At 72.4% G+C, this 16,474-nt stretch carries 10 protein-coding genes, 1 tRNA gene and 2 pseudogenes; 10 read left to right on the top strand and 3 right to left on the bottom strand.

The genetic code is table 11. From position 1 onward, the window contains the following. The first annotated feature begins 26 nt into the window (after positions 1-26). From AB0J21_RS06585 to AB0J21_RS06575, 3 genes are all read left to right on the top strand, one after another. The gene (locus AB0J21_RS06585) at positions 27-365 is read left to right on the top strand and encodes a hypothetical protein (RefSeq protein WP_363144732.1); all 339 of its coding nucleotides are present in this window, start codon (positions 27-29) and stop codon (positions 363-365) included. A 284-nt stretch (positions 366-649) separates the two neighbouring features. After that, complete coding sequence (locus AB0J21_RS06580; RefSeq protein WP_363145201.1) at positions 650-1,195, top strand: hypothetical protein; 546 nt, start codon at positions 650-652, stop codon at positions 1,193-1,195. Beyond that, a tRNA-Lys gene (locus tag AB0J21_RS06575) sits at positions 1,186-1,259 on the top strand. The genes AB0J21_RS06580 and AB0J21_RS06575 overlap by 10 nt, the downstream gene beginning before the upstream one ends. A gap of 65 nt (positions 1,260-1,324) precedes the next feature. Here the strand turns inward: AB0J21_RS06575 and AB0J21_RS06570 are convergent. Then, positions 1,325-2,539 carry a M6 family metalloprotease domain-containing protein gene (locus AB0J21_RS06570; protein ID WP_363145200.1) on the bottom strand — a complete coding sequence of 405 codons (1,215 nt, stop codon included), beginning with the start codon at positions 2,537-2,539 and terminating at the stop codon, positions 1,325-1,327. A gap of 819 nt (positions 2,540-3,358) precedes the next feature. On the opposite strand from AB0J21_RS06570, the gene AB0J21_RS06565 reads away from it, so the two are divergent. The 3 genes from AB0J21_RS06565 to AB0J21_RS06555 all read left to right on the top strand — a co-directional run bounded on the left by AB0J21_RS06565 (position 3,359) and on the right by AB0J21_RS06555 (position 7,388). Continuing rightward, positions 3,359-5,176, top strand: coding sequence for a bifunctional diguanylate cyclase/phosphodiesterase (locus AB0J21_RS06565; protein ID WP_363145199.1), 1,818 nt, complete (start codon positions 3,359-3,361; stop codon positions 5,174-5,176). Positions 5,177-5,550: 374 nt separating this feature from the next. Further along, positions 5,551-6,762: a pyridoxal phosphate-dependent aminotransferase gene (locus tag AB0J21_RS06560; RefSeq protein WP_363144731.1), complete on the top strand. Its 1,212-nt coding sequence runs from the start codon at positions 5,551-5,553 to the stop codon at positions 6,760-6,762. Positions 6,763-6,884: 122 nt separating this feature from the next. Continuing rightward, on the top strand, positions 6,885-7,388 hold the full coding sequence (locus AB0J21_RS06555) for a hypothetical protein (RefSeq protein WP_363144730.1): 504 nt from the start codon (positions 6,885-6,887) through the stop codon (positions 7,386-7,388). Between the two features lie 114 nt (positions 7,389-7,502). Here the strand turns inward: AB0J21_RS06555 and AB0J21_RS06550 are convergent, their stop codons facing one another. Beyond that, positions 7,503-9,335 (bottom strand): phosphoenolpyruvate carboxykinase (GTP), encoded by a 1,833-nt coding sequence (locus AB0J21_RS06550; protein ID WP_363144729.1) that lies wholly within the window; start codon positions 9,333-9,335, stop codon positions 7,503-7,505. Positions 9,336-9,854: 519 nt separating this feature from the next. On the opposite strand from AB0J21_RS06550, the gene AB0J21_RS06545 reads away from it, so the two are divergent. From AB0J21_RS06545 to AB0J21_RS06535, 3 genes and pseudogenes are all read left to right on the top strand, one after another. After that, positions 9,855-10,568, top strand: coding sequence for a hemolysin III family protein (locus AB0J21_RS06545; RefSeq protein WP_363144728.1), 714 nt, complete (start codon positions 9,855-9,857; stop codon positions 10,566-10,568). Positions 10,569-11,201: 633 nt separating this feature from the next. After that, positions 11,202-11,822: a TetR family transcriptional regulator gene (locus AB0J21_RS06540; RefSeq protein ID WP_363144727.1), complete on the top strand. Its 621-nt coding sequence runs from the start codon at positions 11,202-11,204 to the stop codon at positions 11,820-11,822. 271 nt (positions 11,823-12,093) lie between these two features. Next, a pseudogene (locus tag AB0J21_RS06535) lies at positions 12,094-12,645 on the top strand (Mut7-C RNAse domain-containing protein); the annotation flags it as partial. A 1,014-nt stretch (positions 12,646-13,659) separates the two neighbouring features. Here AB0J21_RS06535 and AB0J21_RS06530 read toward each other — a convergent pair. Then, positions 13,660-15,789 (bottom strand): thioredoxin domain-containing protein, encoded by a 2,130-nt coding sequence (locus AB0J21_RS06530; RefSeq protein ID WP_363144726.1) that lies wholly within the window; start codon positions 15,787-15,789, stop codon positions 13,660-13,662. A 196-nt stretch (positions 15,790-15,985) separates the two neighbouring features. Here AB0J21_RS06530 and AB0J21_RS06525 point away from each other — a divergent pair. Then, positions 15,986-16,381, top strand: a pseudogene (locus tag AB0J21_RS06525) (Uma2 family endonuclease); the annotation flags it as partial. Positions 16,382-16,474 lie beyond the last annotated feature (93 nt).

Below are 16,474 nucleotides of genomic sequence, written 5' to 3'. Positions count from 1 at the left end.
CGTACGCGTACGACAGGAGGACCCTCATGGCGGAGCCCGAACGGCAGCCGCGGCCGCGTCCCGCGCCGCTGCTCTTCGAGCCGAAGGCGGCGGCCGCCGACCCCGAGCACTTCTTCGACCTGGAGGACATCGACGATCCGCGTCTGCTGCTGGACCGGGCGACGGAGCTGACCCACGCCTTCCGCGCCGCGGCGGACCGCTCGCTGGAGTACCAGGCGCTCGCGGCGGCCCAGCTCGCGGACCCGCGCCGCTTCGACCGGCTCACCCCGGCGGCGATCGCGGAGCGCGCGGAGTGGACCGAGGACTACGCGAAGAAGATGATCGAGTTCGGCCACGACCTGCTGCGCGGCGCGGTCGAGAAATAGCCGCGGCCCAGCCGCGCGCGGCAGCCTCGACAGCCCCGTACGCGCGGGTGCCCGGGGCCGTCCGCATCCGGCATATGCCGGGTGACCGCGCACCGTACGCCTCGCCCCGCCTTTCTGTCCCTGTTTCCGCCAAGTTCGTGGAACGCGTCCGCGGGCGGGGGGACCGTGAGGGTATGAGCAGCGTGGATCTCGACACCATGAGCGGCAGGACCGGCCGGCGCACCGACGAGGTGGTGCCGGGAGGCGGGGAGACGTCCCTGGCGGGCGGCGACGACGCGGGGCGGATGACGCGGGCCGGGGCCCGGTGGCTGGCCTCGGCGACGGCGCGTCCGCAGGAGACCCTCGCGCGGTGGGACGACCGGCCCGGTTCACCGCTCGTCGTGCCGTGCGGCACGGCCTTCGACCTGGTGAACGCCCCGGCTCTGTTCGGCCGCCGCGTGGTGGACCGGTTGTGGGCCCAGGGGCCGGGTTGCGGCCCGCTCGTGGTCCGCAGGGACCGGGTGCTGATCTTCGCGGCGCCCGGTACCGGGGACCGGTTGCTCTCGCTGCTGCGCTGGGAGGAATGGGGCGGCCGCCACCGGTACGCCGTACCGCCGCTGCTGTGCCACGGCGCCGGGGACGTCGTGACGCTGCCCGCCGCGCAGCCGTCCCCGGACGCCGGTCAGGAGACGCGCTGGCTCGTCGCCCCGGACTCGGCGGCGCCCTGGCTGCCGGGCCCGGAGGTGCTCCTGTGGGCGGCCTCCCGGGCGGCCAGGTCGGAGGTGCGGATATCGATTTTTCCTCCCGTCGACCAGGGTGCTAATGTCTACGACGTCAGCAGGCGCCGCTAGCTCAGTTGGTTAGAGCAGCTGACTCTTAATCAGCGGGTCCGGGGTTCGAGTCCCTGGCGGCGCACCGACACGGAAAGGCCCCTCGCGCGAGCGGGGGGCCTTTCCGCATGCCCGGGGTCCGGGTCAGGGTCAGGGGGTGCGGGTGACGCGGACGGTCCACTCCCCGTCGGGCCCGGTGCCCTCCACGGCGACCTGGAGCGTCCGGCCCGGTACGGAGAAGGTCTCCCCGACGCCGACGGGGGCGTCCGCGAGGGCGGGCAGGACGGAGGTGCCCTCGCAGGCGCCGCTGCCGGGGTGGGCGTCCAGGACCTTGACGGGGCCCTCGGCGGACGCCGTGTCGGTGTGCACCTCGTACAGCAGCAGTCCCTCGGTGCAGGTCGTCCGGTCGTTCCCGGCGGCGGTGCGGATCTCCATCGCGAGGGCGGTGTACTGGCCGGTGCGGACGACGGCGAGGCGGGGAGCGCCCCGGACGCCGGGCGGGGCGGCGGGCGCGGACAGCGGGGCGAGGCTGAGCCGGGTGGTGCCGGTGCCGCGCAGGCAGGACACCTGGGTGTCGCGCAGCCAGCCGAGCTTCCACTTGTGCCAGCCGAGGAAGTCGGGGGAGAGCGCGAACTGGCTGCCCATGAGGTCCCAGTCCCCGACGTGGGTGTCCCAGTCGCCCTTTCCGTCGGCGGGGCGGCGGTAGAGGTCGGGCAGGTCGAAGACGTGTCCGGTCTCGTGGGCGAGGACGTTGTGGTCGGGCGGGTGCTGTTCGAAGACGGTGACGATGCGGCGCAGGGCCCTGCCGTCGGCGTGCAGGGGTTCGCCGAGGTTGACGACCTTGGTCGCGTCGGAGTTGACGCCGGGCGCGTCGGGGTCGGCGACGAAGTACACGAGGTCGTAGCGCGCGAAGTCGGTGCCGGGGTCGGCGGCGGCGAGGGCGTCGCGCAGGTAGGCGGAGCGCTGTCCGCCGTTCCAGTCCCGTTGTATCGCGTAGGCGGCGGCGGGTTTCGGCATCCGGACCCAGTCGGGGCGCACGTGCGGTACGAGCCGGGTGCGGCCGTAGGAGGCGGTGTCGTAGAAGCGGCTGGTGGCGGGGAAGTAGTCGCCGCTGAGCTGCCGGGGGCTGGTCGCGGGGTCGGTGCCGGGGAACGAGAGGTAGACGAGGACTGCGTCGAGACGCCCGTCGGGCCTCGGGTAGGACCCGTTCCAGGTGTTGAGGCCCTCGGAGTGGTGGGCGGCGGTGCGGGGCAGGGCGCAGGGTCCGGCGCGCAGGTCGGCGAGGGCGGGGGCGGCGACGAGCGAGCAGGCGGCCAGCGCGGCGAGCGCGGTCACGGCCGCCGCGGCGCGCCGGGGCCAGGACAGCCGGTGGCGCGCGGACCCGCCCGGGTACGGCCCGGGCTCGCGGGGCGCGGGCGGTCCGGCGAAACCGGGCGGGCCCGGGGGGAGGCCGGGTGGTGCGGCGGGGGCGCGCGAGGCGACGTCGTCCGGGGCGCCGGTGAATCCGTCGCGCAGGCGGTCGGGGAAGGCGGCGGGGCGGCGCCGGCCGGGGTCGCGCGGGACCGGTCCCGGCCGCGCGCGACGCCACCACCGACGGCCTCGGGGGCGGGTCCCCGGGGGCAGTTGGCGCGGTACGCGGAGGTGCGGGCGCGAGGGGCGGAACACGTCCACCACCTTGCGGAGGTTTATTTACTCATGCCCTGTTTATCTGACCCGGGCGAGTGAGCGGGCACGCGGGCGAGCGAAACCCTCCCCTTTCACGCAGCGTCACATTCGGTCGGGGAACGACTCATTCACGTCCTCGAAGGACAAGGCCGGGAGGCAAGTGAACATCGGTGGTCGGACCTGGGGTTCCGTGCGCTCCACACGCCCCCGAATCACTGGAACGGCCCTCCGGTCGGCCTCTATGATCGGCACACTTTCCAGTACGGACACCCTGGCGAACGGCGGGAGCGAGCGGTGAACGGAACGTCCGAGGGACCGTCAGTCGCGGCCGGCGCGGACCTGCCGGGGGGAGACGGCACCGGCCTGCCGCCGACCTTCGCCGCGCATCCGCCGGACCCGGGCGGCGCCCCGGACAGCCACCGCCTCGGCCTCACCGAGCGTGACGCTCCGGGGGTGGCCGCTCCGGGGGTGGCCGCTCCACAGGCGGCCGCTCCACAGGCGGCCGGAGCGGTCCCTGGAGTGGGTTACCGCGCCGTGTTCGCGAGCACTCCCCTGCCGATGGCCGTGGTGGACGCGGCGGGCCGGATCGTCTCGGCGAACGCCTCGCTGCGTGAGCTGTTCGCGGTGGGCCCGGAGGGGCTGACCGGGCGGGCGGCCGGGGAGCTGACGGGGCTGTCCGCCGATCCGCGTTCGGCTCGCGGGTACCGGGACCTGCTGCGGGGCCGCAGGAGTCACCTGCGCTGTGTGCGCCGGCTGCGGCTTCCGGCGGGCCGGGTGGTGTGGGCGCAGGTGTCCGTGGACCGGATGGCGGGCGAGGACACGGTGCTGCTCTCGGTGCACGACGTGAGCCTGCGCCACGAGCTGCGGACCCGGCTGCGCCACGCCCACCGGCACGATCCGGTGACCCGGCTGACCGGCCGGGCGCACTTCCTGGTGCGGCTCGCGCAGGCGCTGGAGGAGGGTGGGCGGCGCGGCGACTCGGGCCGGGTCGGTCTGTGCTGTCTGGGTCTGGACGGTTTCGAGGCGCTCAACGCGACCTTCGGGCATCCGGTCGGGGACCGGTTGCTGCGCATGGTCGGGGAGCGGCTGACGGGGTGCGCGCGGGCGGCGGCCCCGGGGCCGGGCCCGGTGCCGCTGGTGGCGCGTCTGGGCGGGGACGAGTTCGGCCTGCTGATCGAGGACTGCCGTGGTCAGGAGCAGGTGACGGCGCTCGCCGAGTCGGCGGTGCGGGCGGTGCGGGAGCCGTTCGAGGTGGCGGGTCGGCGGCTGTCCCTGTCGGCCTCGGTGGGGGTCGTGGAGCGGCACGCGTGCGAGACGAGCCCGGCGGACCTGATGCGGGCGGCGACCGCGACGCTGCGCTGGTCGAAGAGCGACGGCCGGGACCGCTGGACCCTGTTCGACGCGGAGCGCGCCGAGCGGTGCCGTACCCGGCAGGTGCTGTCCTCGGCGCTGCGCCCGGCGGTCGAGGACGGGCAGTTCGAGCTGGAGTACCAGCCGCTGGTGGCCCTGAAGGACGGCACGCTGCACGGCGTCGAGGCGCTCGTGCGCTGGTGTCATCCCCGGTTCGGGCGGCTCGCTCCGGGCCGGTTCATCGAGCTGGCGGAGCAGGACGGCTCGATCGTCCCGCTGGGCCGCTGGGTGTTGCGTACGGCCTGCGCGCAGGCGCGCGCGTGGCAGCGGGACCATCCGTTGAGCCCGCCGGTGTTCGTGAGCGTCAACGTGGCGGTGCGGCAGCTGTGGGACTCGGACCTGGTGGGGGACGTGGCGACGGTCCTGAAGGAGACGGGTCTGTCCCCGGAGCTGCTGCAACTGGAGCTGACGGAGTCGGCGGTCGTCGGGCAGACGGGCAGGCCGCTGCGCGCCCTGCAGGAGCTGAGCGACATGGGGGTGCGGATCGCGATCGACGACTTCGGCACGGGCTATTCGAACCTGTCGTACCTCAGCCGCCTCCCGGTGTCGGTGCTCAAGCTCGACGGATCGTTCGTGCGCGGCTTCCCGTACGAGACACGGGGCGAGGCGGCCGGGGAGACGGACGCCCCGCCCGGCGAGGCGCACCGGGCCGACGAGGTGATCGTGCAGGCGCTGGTGGAGCTGGCGCACCGGCTGGGCCTGTCGGTGACGGCGGAGTGCGTGGAGACGCGGGGACAGGCGGAGCGGCTGCGCGGCATGGGCTGCGACACGGGACAGGGCTGGCTGTACTCCCGTCCGGTCTCCCCGGACCGCATCAGCGGCCTGCTGGAGACGACGGGCTGCTGCCCCGGCTGGCCGGGCAGCAGAACGGCCGAGGACGAGGAGCCGGAGGGGACCGCCGGGACGGGGCCGGGCGCTGCGGGGTGACCGGAGGAGGGGTCAGGCCGGGGCGCGGGCTCAACGCTCGGCGCTCCGCGTCCCCGGCCGGACCGGTGCGCCGTGCCAGGTCGAGGACCATCGGGCGCCCGGGGCGACGAATCCGTATCCCGCGCCCGGGTCCTCGGCCCGCCGCTCCCGGGTGTCCGTGCTCACAGGTGGCGGAACTCACGCGACCGGGCGGGCGCGGGGAGCGGACCGCCACATTCCAAGCCGGTCCGGGGGCTGGGCACCGTAAAGCCACGCCGGGCGGGCGGGACGGCGTGGGAAAGGAAGCCGTGACCCGGCGAGCGGGTCCGGGGCGGTCCGGGGGGTGCGGGGCAATCGCCTCGCAGCCCGGTTAACGCGGCCGTAAGGTGACCGACATGCAGGTGATCCAGTCGACGAAGCTCGCCAATGTCTGTTACGAGATCCGGGGCCCGGTGCTCGACGAGGCCATGCGGCTGGAGGCGGCGGGTCACCGCATCCTGAAGCTCAACACCGGCAACCCGGCCTCCTTCGGCTTCGACTGCCCGCCGGAGATCCTGGAGGACATCCTCCGCAACGTGTCCTCCGCGCACGGCTACGGCGACGCGAAGGGCCTGCTGGCGGCGCGCCGCGCGGTGACGATGCACTACCAGACGCTGGGCGTGGAGTCCGACGTCGAGAACGTCTTCATCGGCAACGGCGTCTCCGAGCTGATCGTCATGGCGATGCAGGGTCTGCTGGACGACGGCGACGAGGTGCTGGTCCCGGCCCCGGACTACCCGCTGTGGACGGCGGCGGTCTCGCTGGCGGGCGGTACGGCGGTGCACTACCGCTGTGACGAGCAGTCCGACTGGATGCCGGACCTCGCCGACGTGGAGCGCCGGGTCACCGACCGCACCAAGGCCCTCGTCATCATCAACCCGAACAACCCGACGGGCGCCGTCTACGACGAGGAGATGGTGCGCGGCCTGACCGACATCGCGCGCCGCCACAACCTGCTCGTCTGCTCCGACGAGATCTACGACAAGATCCTGTACGACGGTGCGACGCACACCCCGACGGCCGCGCTGGCGCCGGATCTGCTGACCCTCACCTTCAACGGCATGTCGAAGGCGTACCGGGTCGCGGGCTACCGGGTCGGCTGGATGGTGGTCTCCGGTCCGCGCGCGCACGCCACCTCGTACCTGGAGGGGCTCACGATCCTCGCGAACATGCGGTTGTGCGCCAACATGCCGGGGCAGCACGGGGTGGTCGCGGCGCTCACCGGGCGCCAGACGATCAACGACCTCGTCCTGCCGGGCGGCCGGCTGCTGGAGCAGCGCGACACCGCGTACGAGCTGCTGACGCGGATTCCGGGGGTGAGCTGCGTCAAGCCGAAGGGCGCGCTGTACCTGTTCCCGCGCCTGGACCCGAAGGTCTTCAAGATCAAGGACGACCGCGAGATGGTCCTCGACCTGCTCCGCAAGGAGAAGATCATGGTCGTGCAGGGCACCGGTTTCAACTGGCCGGACCCGGACCACTTCCGGATCGTGACGCTGCCGAACGTCCAGGACCTGACGGAGGCGGTGACCCGGATCGGGCACTTCCTGGACGGCTACAGCCAGACCTGAGCCGGTCGCGCCCGGTGCCACGGCGCGCGGCACCGGGAAAGTCCACGGCGCCACTTTGGACACGTTCTAACTTAGACACGATCCAAGGTAGGATGGCCCCCAGATACCACCTGGAGGCCCCCATGTATGAACCGATCCGCAGCAAGTCGGTGCACTCTCCGGCCGGTGACCAGGCTTCCTTCCCGCACCGTTCACGCGAGGAGGAGCTGGACATCCAGCTCGCGGGCCATCTCGCCGCCCTGCTCGCGGTGACCGACGAACTGCGTTCCCTCTCCCCCGACGACGGTGCCGGGGACCTGGACGAGGCGGCCGGGGAGCTTGCCCGGCACATCGCCAGGCTGCGGCGCGGGGACGCCCCGGCGCGTTCGGCGGCCGTGGTCCGCGCGATCCACGAGCCGGCGCTCTCGGCCCTGCACGTCCGGGCGCACGCGCTCGCGGGCCGGGCCCTGGTCGTGGCCGCCTCGCGCGCCGACACGACGGTGGCGATCCTGGCCGCCCGCCGGATGGAGGCGCACGCCGCGCGGACCGACGGCACCGGCGCAGTCGGCCACTCCGACCCCGCCGGCCACTCCGTGTCATCCGTGTCATCCGGGTCGGGCGGCAGTCCGGCGCTGGCCGCCGCCTGAGCGATCCCGTACCGGTGACCGGTGGGTCCGCCGCGTGGGAGACGGGTCCCCTCGCACGCCGTTGTACGAGGGGACCCGTCTTTGCCGAGGGGTGGAGCCGGGGGCCCTGGGGGCTCAGCCCAGACGTCGTACGAGCGCCCGGTACTCGTCCCACAGTTCCTTCGGGGTGTGTTCGCCGAAGGTGTTGAGGTGTTCGGGCACGAGGGCGGCCTCCTCGCGCCAGACGTCCTTGTCGACGGTGAGCAGGTAGTCGAGGTCGGCCTCGGACAGGTCCAGGCCCTCGGTGTCGAGGGCGCCCTTGGCGGGCAGCACGCCGATCGGGCTGTCGACGCCTTCGGCCCTGCCGTCGAGCCGGTCGACGATCCATTTGAGGACCCGGCTGTTCTCGCCGAAGCCGGGCCACACGAAGCGGCCGGACTCGTCCTTGCGGAACCAGTTGACGTAGTAGATCTTCGGCAGTTCCGCTTGGTCCCTGCCCTTGGCGACGTCGATCCAGTGCCCCATGTAGTCGCCCATGTTGTAGCCGCAGAAGGGCAGCATCGCGAAGGGGTCACGGCGCAGTTCGCCGACCTTGCCCTCGGCGGCGGCGGTCTTCTCGCTCGCGACGTTGGCGCCGAGGAACACGCCGTGGTTCCAGTCGAAGGACTCGGTCACCAGCGGTACGGCGGAGGCGCGGCGCCCGCCGAAGAGGATCGCCGAGATCGGCACGCCCCGGGGGTCCTCCCACTCGGGCGCGATGATCGGGCACTGGGCGGCGGGCACGGTGAAGCGCGCGTTGGGGTGCGCGGCGGGCGTCGGGGAGTCCGGCGTCCAGTCCTGGCCCTTCCAGTCCGTGAGGTGGGCGGGGGGCTCCTCGGTCATGCCCTCCCACCACACGTCGCCGTCGTCGGTGAGCGCGACGTTGGTGAAGACGGCGTTGCCCCACAGCGTCTTCATCGCGTTGGCGTTGGTGTGCTCGCCGGTGCCGGGTGCGACGCCGAAGAAGCCGGCCTCCGGGTTGATCGCGTACAGCCTGCCGTCCGCACCGAACCGCATCCAGGCGATGTCGTCGCCGATGGTCTCGACGGTCCAGCCCTTGACGGTGGGCTCCAGCATCGCGAGGTTCGTCTTCCCGCAGGCGCTCGGGAAGGCGGCGGCGACGTACTTGCTCTCGCCGCGCGGCGGGGTCAGCTTGAGGATGAGCATGTGCTCGGCCAGCCAGCCCTCGTCGCGGGCCATGACGGAGGCGATGCGCAGCGCGTAGCACTTCTTGCCGAGCAGCGCGTTGCCGCCGTAGCCCGAGCCGTAGGACCAGATCTCGCGGTCCTCGGGGAAGTGCGAGATGTACTTCGTGGGGTTGCAGGGCCACGGCACGTCGGCCTCGCCCTCCTGGAGCGGGGCGCCCAGGGTGTGCACGGCCTTGACGAAGAACCCGTCCTCGCCCAGTTCGTCCAGCACGTCCTGCCCCATGCGGGTCATGGTGCGCATGGACACGGCGACGTAGGCGGAGTCGGTCAGCTCGACGCCGATCGCGGACAGCGGGGAGCCCAGCGGCCCCATGCAGAACGGGACGACGTAGAGGGTCCGGCCGCGCATCGACCCGCGGAAGACGCCGCCCCGCCCCTCCTTGCCACGGAAGACCTCACGCATCCCGGCGGGGTCGCGCCAGTGGTTGGTGGGCCCCGCGTCCTCCTCCTTGGCGGAGCAGATGAAGGTCCGGTCCTCGACGCGGGCGACGTCCGAGGGGTCGGAGGCCGCGTAGTACGAGTTCGGGCGCAGCGTCGGGTCGAGCTTCCTGAAGGTGCCCTTGTGGACCAGCTCGGCGCTGAGCCGGTCGTACTCGGCCTCGGAGCCGTCGCACCAGACGACCGCTTCGGGCTCGGTGAGGGCGGCGATCTCGCCGACCCAGTCCACGAGCGCCCGGTGACGGGTACGCGAGGGCCCGGGATCGACGGTGAGGGCGGCCACCGCCGAAGAACCCGAGGCACCCGCGGAGGCCGAGGTACCCGCGGAGGCCGAGGTACCCGCAGAGGCCGAGGTACCCGCAGAGGCCGAGGTACCCGCAGAGGCGGGGGTGCCTGTCGAAGCCGGGGTGTCCGTCGGAAGCGGGGTGTCCGGGTCGGAGTACTGGGGAGCCGCGATGTCGCGCGCCACGATCGCTCCTAAGCGAGGGGTCTGAGGGTTGTGCCCCTTGGGGGCTGCGACCCGGATGCTTCGTAGCCGCTCATCCGGTGCCGACCGCACTCATATGATCCTGCGCCGTTCTCGCCCATCTGTCCAGGGGGCCTCACATTTGAGCGGAGTGACGCAGGGCACGACCCCGTCCGGCCCGACACCGGGGCCCGACGCCACCGCTCCCCCACCCTCCGCGACCGCCACGCCTCCGCCTTGCACCTCGGCCTCGCACTTCCGCCTTGCACCTCGGCCTCGCGCCTTCGCCTCCAGGGCACCCTCGGAGACGGCGAGGCCCTCGCTTACGATGCCGATATGACTGCGCCCGCGTCCGACGCGACGCCGAACCACCCGGCCCCCTCGGGGGAGCCCGCCGAGATCGCCCTTCCCGCCGTGGTGAAACCGAGAATGCGGGGCTGGCTGCACGCCGGGATGTTCCCGGCGGTGGTCGTCGCGGGTCTCGTCCTGACCGCCCTCGCCGACTCCGGTCGCGGCCGCGTCGCCTGCGGGATCTACACGCTGAGCGCGTGCCTGCTGTTCGGCGTGAGCGGCCTCTACCACCGGGGCGACTGGGGGCCGCGGGCCGGCGCGGTGCTGCGCCGGCTGGACCACGCCAACATCTTCCTGATCATCGCGGGCACGTACACGCCGCTGACGCTCCTGCTGCTGCCCGACAGCACGGGCCGGTGGCTGCTGTGGAGCATCTGGGCGGCGGCCGGTGCGGGGATCGCCTTCCGAGTGTTCTGGGTGGGTGCGCCGCGCTGGCTCTACACGCCCTGTTACATCGCGATGGGCTGGGCCGCGGTGTTCTTCCTGCCGGACTTCATGCGGACCGGCGGGATCGCCGTCCTGGTGTGCGTGGTCGTGGGCGGCGTGCTCTACAGCGCGGGCGGGATCATCTACGGCATCAAGCGCCCCAACCCCTCACCTCGGTGGTTCGGGTTCCACGAGGTCTTCCACTCCCTCACGCTCGCGGCTTTCGTCGTGCACTATGTCGGCATCTCGCTGGTGGCCTACCAGCACGCCTGACCCCCAGTACCCCCGGGCGCGCGGCCGCGCCCGCCGCACCCCCGGTGGCCGTGGCGGCCTCGACGCCACGGCCACCCGCCACGTCAGGGCCGCCACCCCGGCACTCACCACGACGAACACGACGAAGGCCCCGCCGGCCAGGAACCCCAGCACGACAGCGGCCGCGACGGCGAGAAACGCGACCACCTCCCGCAGCACCCGCCACCGCGCCCCACCCCGGGAACCGGGGCCTCCCCACCTGGCACATGCCTCGGCGCCCGCCTCCGCATCCGCCCTGGCACGCGTCGTCCGCCCGCCTTCCCGCAGCGCACCACCCGTCATGAGCCTCCTCCTCGTCTCCTCGCGCCCTCCGCGATCCCGTGATCACTTTCGGTTCACCAACCGTCATCACAGCGTGACACACGTCTCGGACAATGGAGAAGGCTCCCCACATTTGACTGAAAGTAGTAATTGCCAGCGACTGCCTTCAGACAGGAGAGGGCGGGCGGGGCGGCGGACAAGGCGGACAGAAGGGGCGGCGGGGCGTGCACCGGCTGCGACAAGGACGGCGGCCGAGCTGATGGCACAGTCGCGGACGGCGCGGAACGCCACCGGGCATAGCCCCGCCCATCGGGGATGGCCGACAATGAGGCCATGGAATCGGTACAGTCCCCGGCGACCGCAACCACTCCCCACCTGGGTCTTCGGGAACGCAAGAAGATCAAGACCCGTCAGGCGATCCGGACCGCGACCTACCGCCTGATCGCGGCTCAGGGCTACGAGGGCACGACGGTCGAGCAGATCGCTGAGGCGGCCGAGGTCTCCCCCAGCACAGTCTTCCGGTACTTCCCGACCAAGGAGGACATCGTCCTCACGGAGGAGTACGACCCGCTGCTGGAGGACGCCCTGACGAACCGGCCCGCCGACGAGTCGCTGGTCGAGTCGCTGCGCCAGGTGATGCACCACGTGCTGCGCGACCAGTACGAGAACCACGCCGACGAGGTACGGGTCCGCTCCCGCCTCCTGAACGAGGTGCCCGCGCTGCGCGCCAGGATGCTGGAGAGCTTCTCACTGACGACCGCGATGCTGTGCCGCGTCATCGCCGCCCGCACCGGAAGGGACGCCGGGGAGCTGGAGGTGAGGGCAGTGGCGATGGGCCTGATCGGCGCGATGTCCCAGACCACGCTGTACTGGGCCGAACACCACCACGAGGACAACCTCTCCGACCTCGTGGACCGGGCCCTCTCCCCCTTCGCGAACGGCTTCGCACTCTGACGGAGGCGTTCGCACTCTGACGGGGGGCGTTCGCGGCCTGACGGAGGCGTTCGCGCCCTGACGGGGGCGTCGTGCTCTGACGGGAGAGGGAGGAAGAACGGACAGGAGAAAGGGCGGGGGAACGGGAGCGGGCTGCCCGGGGGCGCTGGGGACGACCTCCGCCCCCTCAGCACCTCCCCCGCGAAGCCCGCCCGAACTGCTTGTACGACCACCATCCCGCCCCTGTGGACAACTCCGCGCAGCCGTCGCCCCGCCATGCCAGTCTGGCTGCGTGAACGGACCGCAGATCGTCATCGCATTCGGGCGCGGCCTGGAGACCTTCGTCCCCGCCGGCCGCCGCCACGGCCCCACCACCGCCACGACGGACGGGGCGTCCACCCTCGGCCACGTCGTGGAGTCCCTCGGCCTGCCGCTGACCGAGGTCGGTGCCCTCCTCGTGGACGGCGGCCCGGTCGGCCGCGCCCACATACCGGCGGCCGGGGAGTCGGTGGAGGTCCGCCCGATGGACCGTCCGCAGTCCGTTCCCGGGGCTCCCCTGCGTTTCCTCCTCGACGTCCATCTCGGCACCCTGGCGCGTCGCCTGCGCCTGCTCGGCGTCGACGCGGACTACGAGGCGCTGGACATCGGCGACCCCGCGCTCGCCGCCCGCTCCGCGGCCGACCGCCGCGTCCTGCTGAGCCGGGACCGTGGGCTGCTGCGCCGCCGGGAGCTGTGGGCCGGGGCCTACGTCTACAGCGACCGCCCCGAGGAACAACTGCGCGACGTCCTCGACCGCTTCCGCCCGGCCCTCGCCCCATGGACCCGGTGCACGGCCTGCAACGGAAGCAGAGGCGGCAGGGGCAGGGGCAGGGGCGGAGAGGGGGAGGGGAGGGGAGGGGAGGGGGGCCCCAGAAGGACAAGCGGCACTAGGCAGGGAACCCCTCCCCCACCAAACCCGCTTGCCCAACCGCCCCCCGGCGTACACCCTGACCCGATGCCACCCAAGTCCAGCCCCGAGCAGTCGACTTCCCCCAGTCAGCCGCCAGTCCCCACCATCCCGGGGACTCTTCCCTCTCCCCCCTCTCCTCCCCTTTCGCCCTTGGACGCCGCCGTCCTCAACAATGCGGCCTGGTGTTCCACTGTGTGCGCGACCCATGAGGGGCCGGGCACGTTCGGTTCCGGGGTGTGGTGGAGTGGGCGTCCGACTCCCCCGTACTACCCGGACGCGGTGACGTTGAGCCACGCCGCCCGTGCGCAGGAGGTCGCCCGCCTGCTCGACGGCGCGGGCTCCGGAACCACGGTCAAGGACAGTTACGCGTGCCTGGACCTGTCGCCGTACGGGTTCTCCGAGTTGTTCTCGGCGACCTGGATACACCTGCCGGAGGCCGAGCGTCGGTCCCCGTCCCCTCGTCTGCGGGCCGTTGCCGTGCGGGAGACCGAAATCCTGGAGCGGTGGCAGCGGGTGTGGAGCGAGGAGCCCGTCGACGTGTTTCGGGCCGCTCTGCTCGACGAGCCTTCAGTACGGGTCCTGGAGGTGCGGGACGAGGACGGCTCCTTGTGTGGCGGGGCGGTCCTCAACGAGGCGGCGGGTGCGATCGGTCTGTCGAATCTCTTCGCCGTACGGGAGGGCGAGGAGCCGCAGGTGCTGGAAGCGGTCGTCGGTGCCGCCGCCCTGCTGTTTCCCGGTTCCCCGCTTGTCGGCTACGAGTCCGGCGAAGCGCTGGCCGGGGCGCTCGCGGCGGGTTTCCACCCGCTCGGCGATCTCCGCGTCTGGCTCCGCGACTGACCGGCACCGGACGTGGTGCCCCCCGGCCCCGCACAGGGGTGCACGCCCGGGCAGGCACCCCACCCGCCCGTCTCAGCTTCGGCTGCCGAGGCGTTCGGCGACGGCCTCCGGGTCGGTCTCGGGGCGTTCGCACACGAAGCCCTTGCACAGATACGCGGCCGGGGCGCCGTCGACGAGCGGGCGGTCGGCGAGCAGCGGGAACTCGGGCTCCTCGCCGGGGGCGCCGACAGCGACGACCGCTCCGGGGGACGTGGCGAGCAGCGCCGTACGGTGCAGGGCGCGGGTGCGCGGGTCCTCGCGGTCGCCGACGACGGCGATCTCGTAGGGGCCTGCCAGCAGGGCTTCGGCGACGGCGAGTCCCTGGCTGATGAACCGGGGTACGCGGGGGCCGAGTGCGCTGACGACGCCGAGGGCCTGTTCGGCGGCGGTGCGGTGGGCGTCCGAGCCGGTGTGCGCGGCATAGGAGAGGAGGGCTCCGGCGGCGGCGTTCCAGCCCGAGGGGGTGGCGTTGTCGGTGGGGTCCTGGGGGCGGCGGATGAGCCGTTCGGCGTCGGCGGCGGTGTCGTAGAGGGCGCCGGAGTCGTCGCGGAACTGGTCGAGGACGATGTCGAGGAGGAAGCCGGCGAACTCGACCCAGACGCCTTCCCCGGTGACGGACGCCAGCGCGAGGAAGCCTTCGGCGACGTTCGCGTAGTCCTCCAGGACTCCGGCGTTGGTGCCGCCGCGTCCGTCGCGTGAGGTGCGGGTGAGCCGGGCGTGCGGGTCGAGGTGGAGGCGGACGAGGAGGTCGGCGGCGTCGACGGCGGCCTGGACGAGGTCGGGCCGGTCGAAGGCGGCTCCGGTCTCGGCGAGCGCGGCGACGGCGAGCCCGTTCCAGGCAGCGACGACCTTGTCGTCCCGTCCGGGGGCGGGGCGTTCGGCGCGGGCTTCGAGGAGGCGGGAGCGTACGGAGTGGAGCTTCTCGGCGTCCAGGAGCGGGCCTCGCCTGCGGTCGTCACCGGTGCCGGGTGTGTCGGGGCCGGGGCCGTCCGGGTCCAGGGCCTCCAGGTCGGGGCCGCCGTACTCGTGGTGGTCGCCGGCCGGGAGCCGCAGTACGGAGCTGCCGTGCTCGAAGGTTCCTTCCTCGGTCACTCCGTAGTGGGCGGCGGCGAGCCGGGCGTCCTGTTCGCCGAGGACGGCGCGCAGTTGTGCGGGGGTCCACACGTAGTAGGCGCCCTCGACGTTCTTGCCGGTGCCGTCGTCGCTGTCGGCGTCGAGGGCGGAGGCGAAGCCGCCTTCGGGGGTGCGCAGTTCGCGGACCATGAAGTCGGCGGTCTCCAGAGCGACGCGGCGGGCGAGCGCGGAGCCGGTGGTGCGCCACAGGTGGGTGTAGGCGCGGGTGAGGAGCGCGTTGTCGTACAGCATCTTCTCGAAGTGCGGCACGATCCATTCGCGGTCGACGGAGTAGCGGGCGAAGCCTCCGCCGAGCTGGTCGTAGATGCCGCCGCGGGCCATGTGTTCGGCGGTGTCGACGGCCATCTGGAGGGCGCCCTCGGAGCCGGTGCGCGCGTGGTGGCGCAGCAGGAACTCCAGGGTCATGGACGGCGGGAACTTGGGGGCGGCGCCGAATCCGCCGTGGGTGGAGTCGTAGTCGCGGGTGAGCCCGAGGAGGGCGGCGCCGAGGACGTCCTCGCCGGGCAGTGTGCTGTTCCCGGGGACGTTCAGGCGGCGTTCGGCGAGGTCGGCGGTGACGCGGGAGGCCACGTCGTCGACCTCGTCGCGTCGGTCGTTCCACGCGGAGCGCACTCCGTCGAGGACCTGCCGGAAGCCGGGCGAGCCGTGCCGCGGTTCGGGCGGGAAGTAGGTGCCGAAGTAGAAGGGTTCGGCCTCGGGGGTGAGGAAGACGGTCATGGGCCAGCCGCCGTGCCCGGTGGCCGCCTGCACGGCCTCCATGTAGACGGCGTCGACGTCGGGCCGTTCCTCGCGGTCGACCTTGATGTTGACGAATCCGGCGTTCATGGCGGCGGCGGTGGCCTCGTCCTCGAAGGACTCGTGCGCCATGACGTGGCACCAGTGGCACGCGGAGTAGCCGACCGACAGCAGAACGGGTACATCACGCCGTTTCGCTTCCTCGAACGCCTCGGGTCCCCACGGCCACCAGTCGACCGGATTGTCGGCATGCTGAAGCAGGTAAGGCGAGGTCACACCAGCCAACCGGTTCATGCGCCCCAGCCTCTCACAGCGTCTTCCGCGACCGGTGAAACACTGACGAGCCCGCCTCGCTTGGCCGAATTGCGCTTATGCGCCATGACATGGTGGGCGGCTCCTTCCCCTCCGAGTCAGGCAGCCCGGCACCTCGGAACAGTAGGCTTGGCGCAGCAGCGCCGGACCTGCCGAGGCCTCTCGAAGGAGGTACACCATGACCGCCGAGATGGTGGCGCCCGCGTGGATGCGTACGCAGATCAGCGCGGAGCAGTACGACTCCTGGTCCGAGGAGCAGTGCGCCGGCATCGAGATCGTGGACGGGATGGTCGTCGTGGGCCCGAGCGCCTCCAAGCGCCACAACCGGCTGGCCCGCATCCTGGCCAACGCCCTGGACGCAGCCGCAGGCCCGGACTGGAACGCCGACACGGACTTCGACGTCCGCCTGCAGGATGTTCCCCTCACCAACCGCCGTCCGGACGTCATCGTCTACCGGTCGGAGACCATCGACCTCACGCCCACCCGCCCCGAGCACGTACTGCTGGTCGTCGAGGTGGTGTCGCCCGGCTCGGAGACCACCGACCGGATCGTGAAGGTGGACCAGTACGCCAAGCCTCGGCGTTTCACCATGAATTCCAGGAACTGTGACGTTCTGTCATCGCATGCAAAAGGTGCCCCGTGACCTGCGATGATCCGGTTTGTTGAG

The sequence above is a fragment of the Streptomyces sp. NPDC049954 genome, from assembly GCF_040656295.1.
In the GTDB taxonomy this organism is placed as follows: Bacteria; Actinomycetota; Actinomycetes; order Streptomycetales; family Streptomycetaceae; genus Streptomyces.
The sequence above is the reverse complement of the archived record's forward strand: the minus strand, read 5'-3'. Positions and strand labels throughout refer to the sequence as shown.

Coding starts and splice junctions, on each gene's coding strand:
- AB0J21_RS06585 (WP_363144732.1), top strand. CDS start 27: ATGGCGGAGCCCGAACGGCAGCCGCGGCCGCGTCCCGCGCCGCTGCTC.
- AB0J21_RS06580 (WP_363145201.1), top strand. CDS start 650: ATGACGCGGGCCGGGGCCCGGTGGCTGGCCTCGGCGACGGCGCGTCCG.
- AB0J21_RS06560 (WP_363144731.1), top strand. CDS start 5,551: ATGCAGGTGATCCAGTCGACGAAGCTCGCCAATGTCTGTTACGAGATC.
- AB0J21_RS06555 (WP_363144730.1), top strand. CDS start 6,885: ATGTATGAACCGATCCGCAGCAAGTCGGTGCACTCTCCGGCCGGTGAC.
- AB0J21_RS06545 (WP_363144728.1), top strand. CDS start 9,855: ATGACTGCGCCCGCGTCCGACGCGACGCCGAACCACCCGGCCCCCTCG.
- AB0J21_RS06540 (WP_363144727.1), top strand. CDS start 11,202: ATGGAATCGGTACAGTCCCCGGCGACCGCAACCACTCCCCACCTGGGT.
- AB0J21_RS06530 (WP_363144726.1), bottom strand. CDS start 15,789: ATGAACCGGTTGGCTGGTGTGACCTCGCCTTACCTGCTTCAGCATGCC.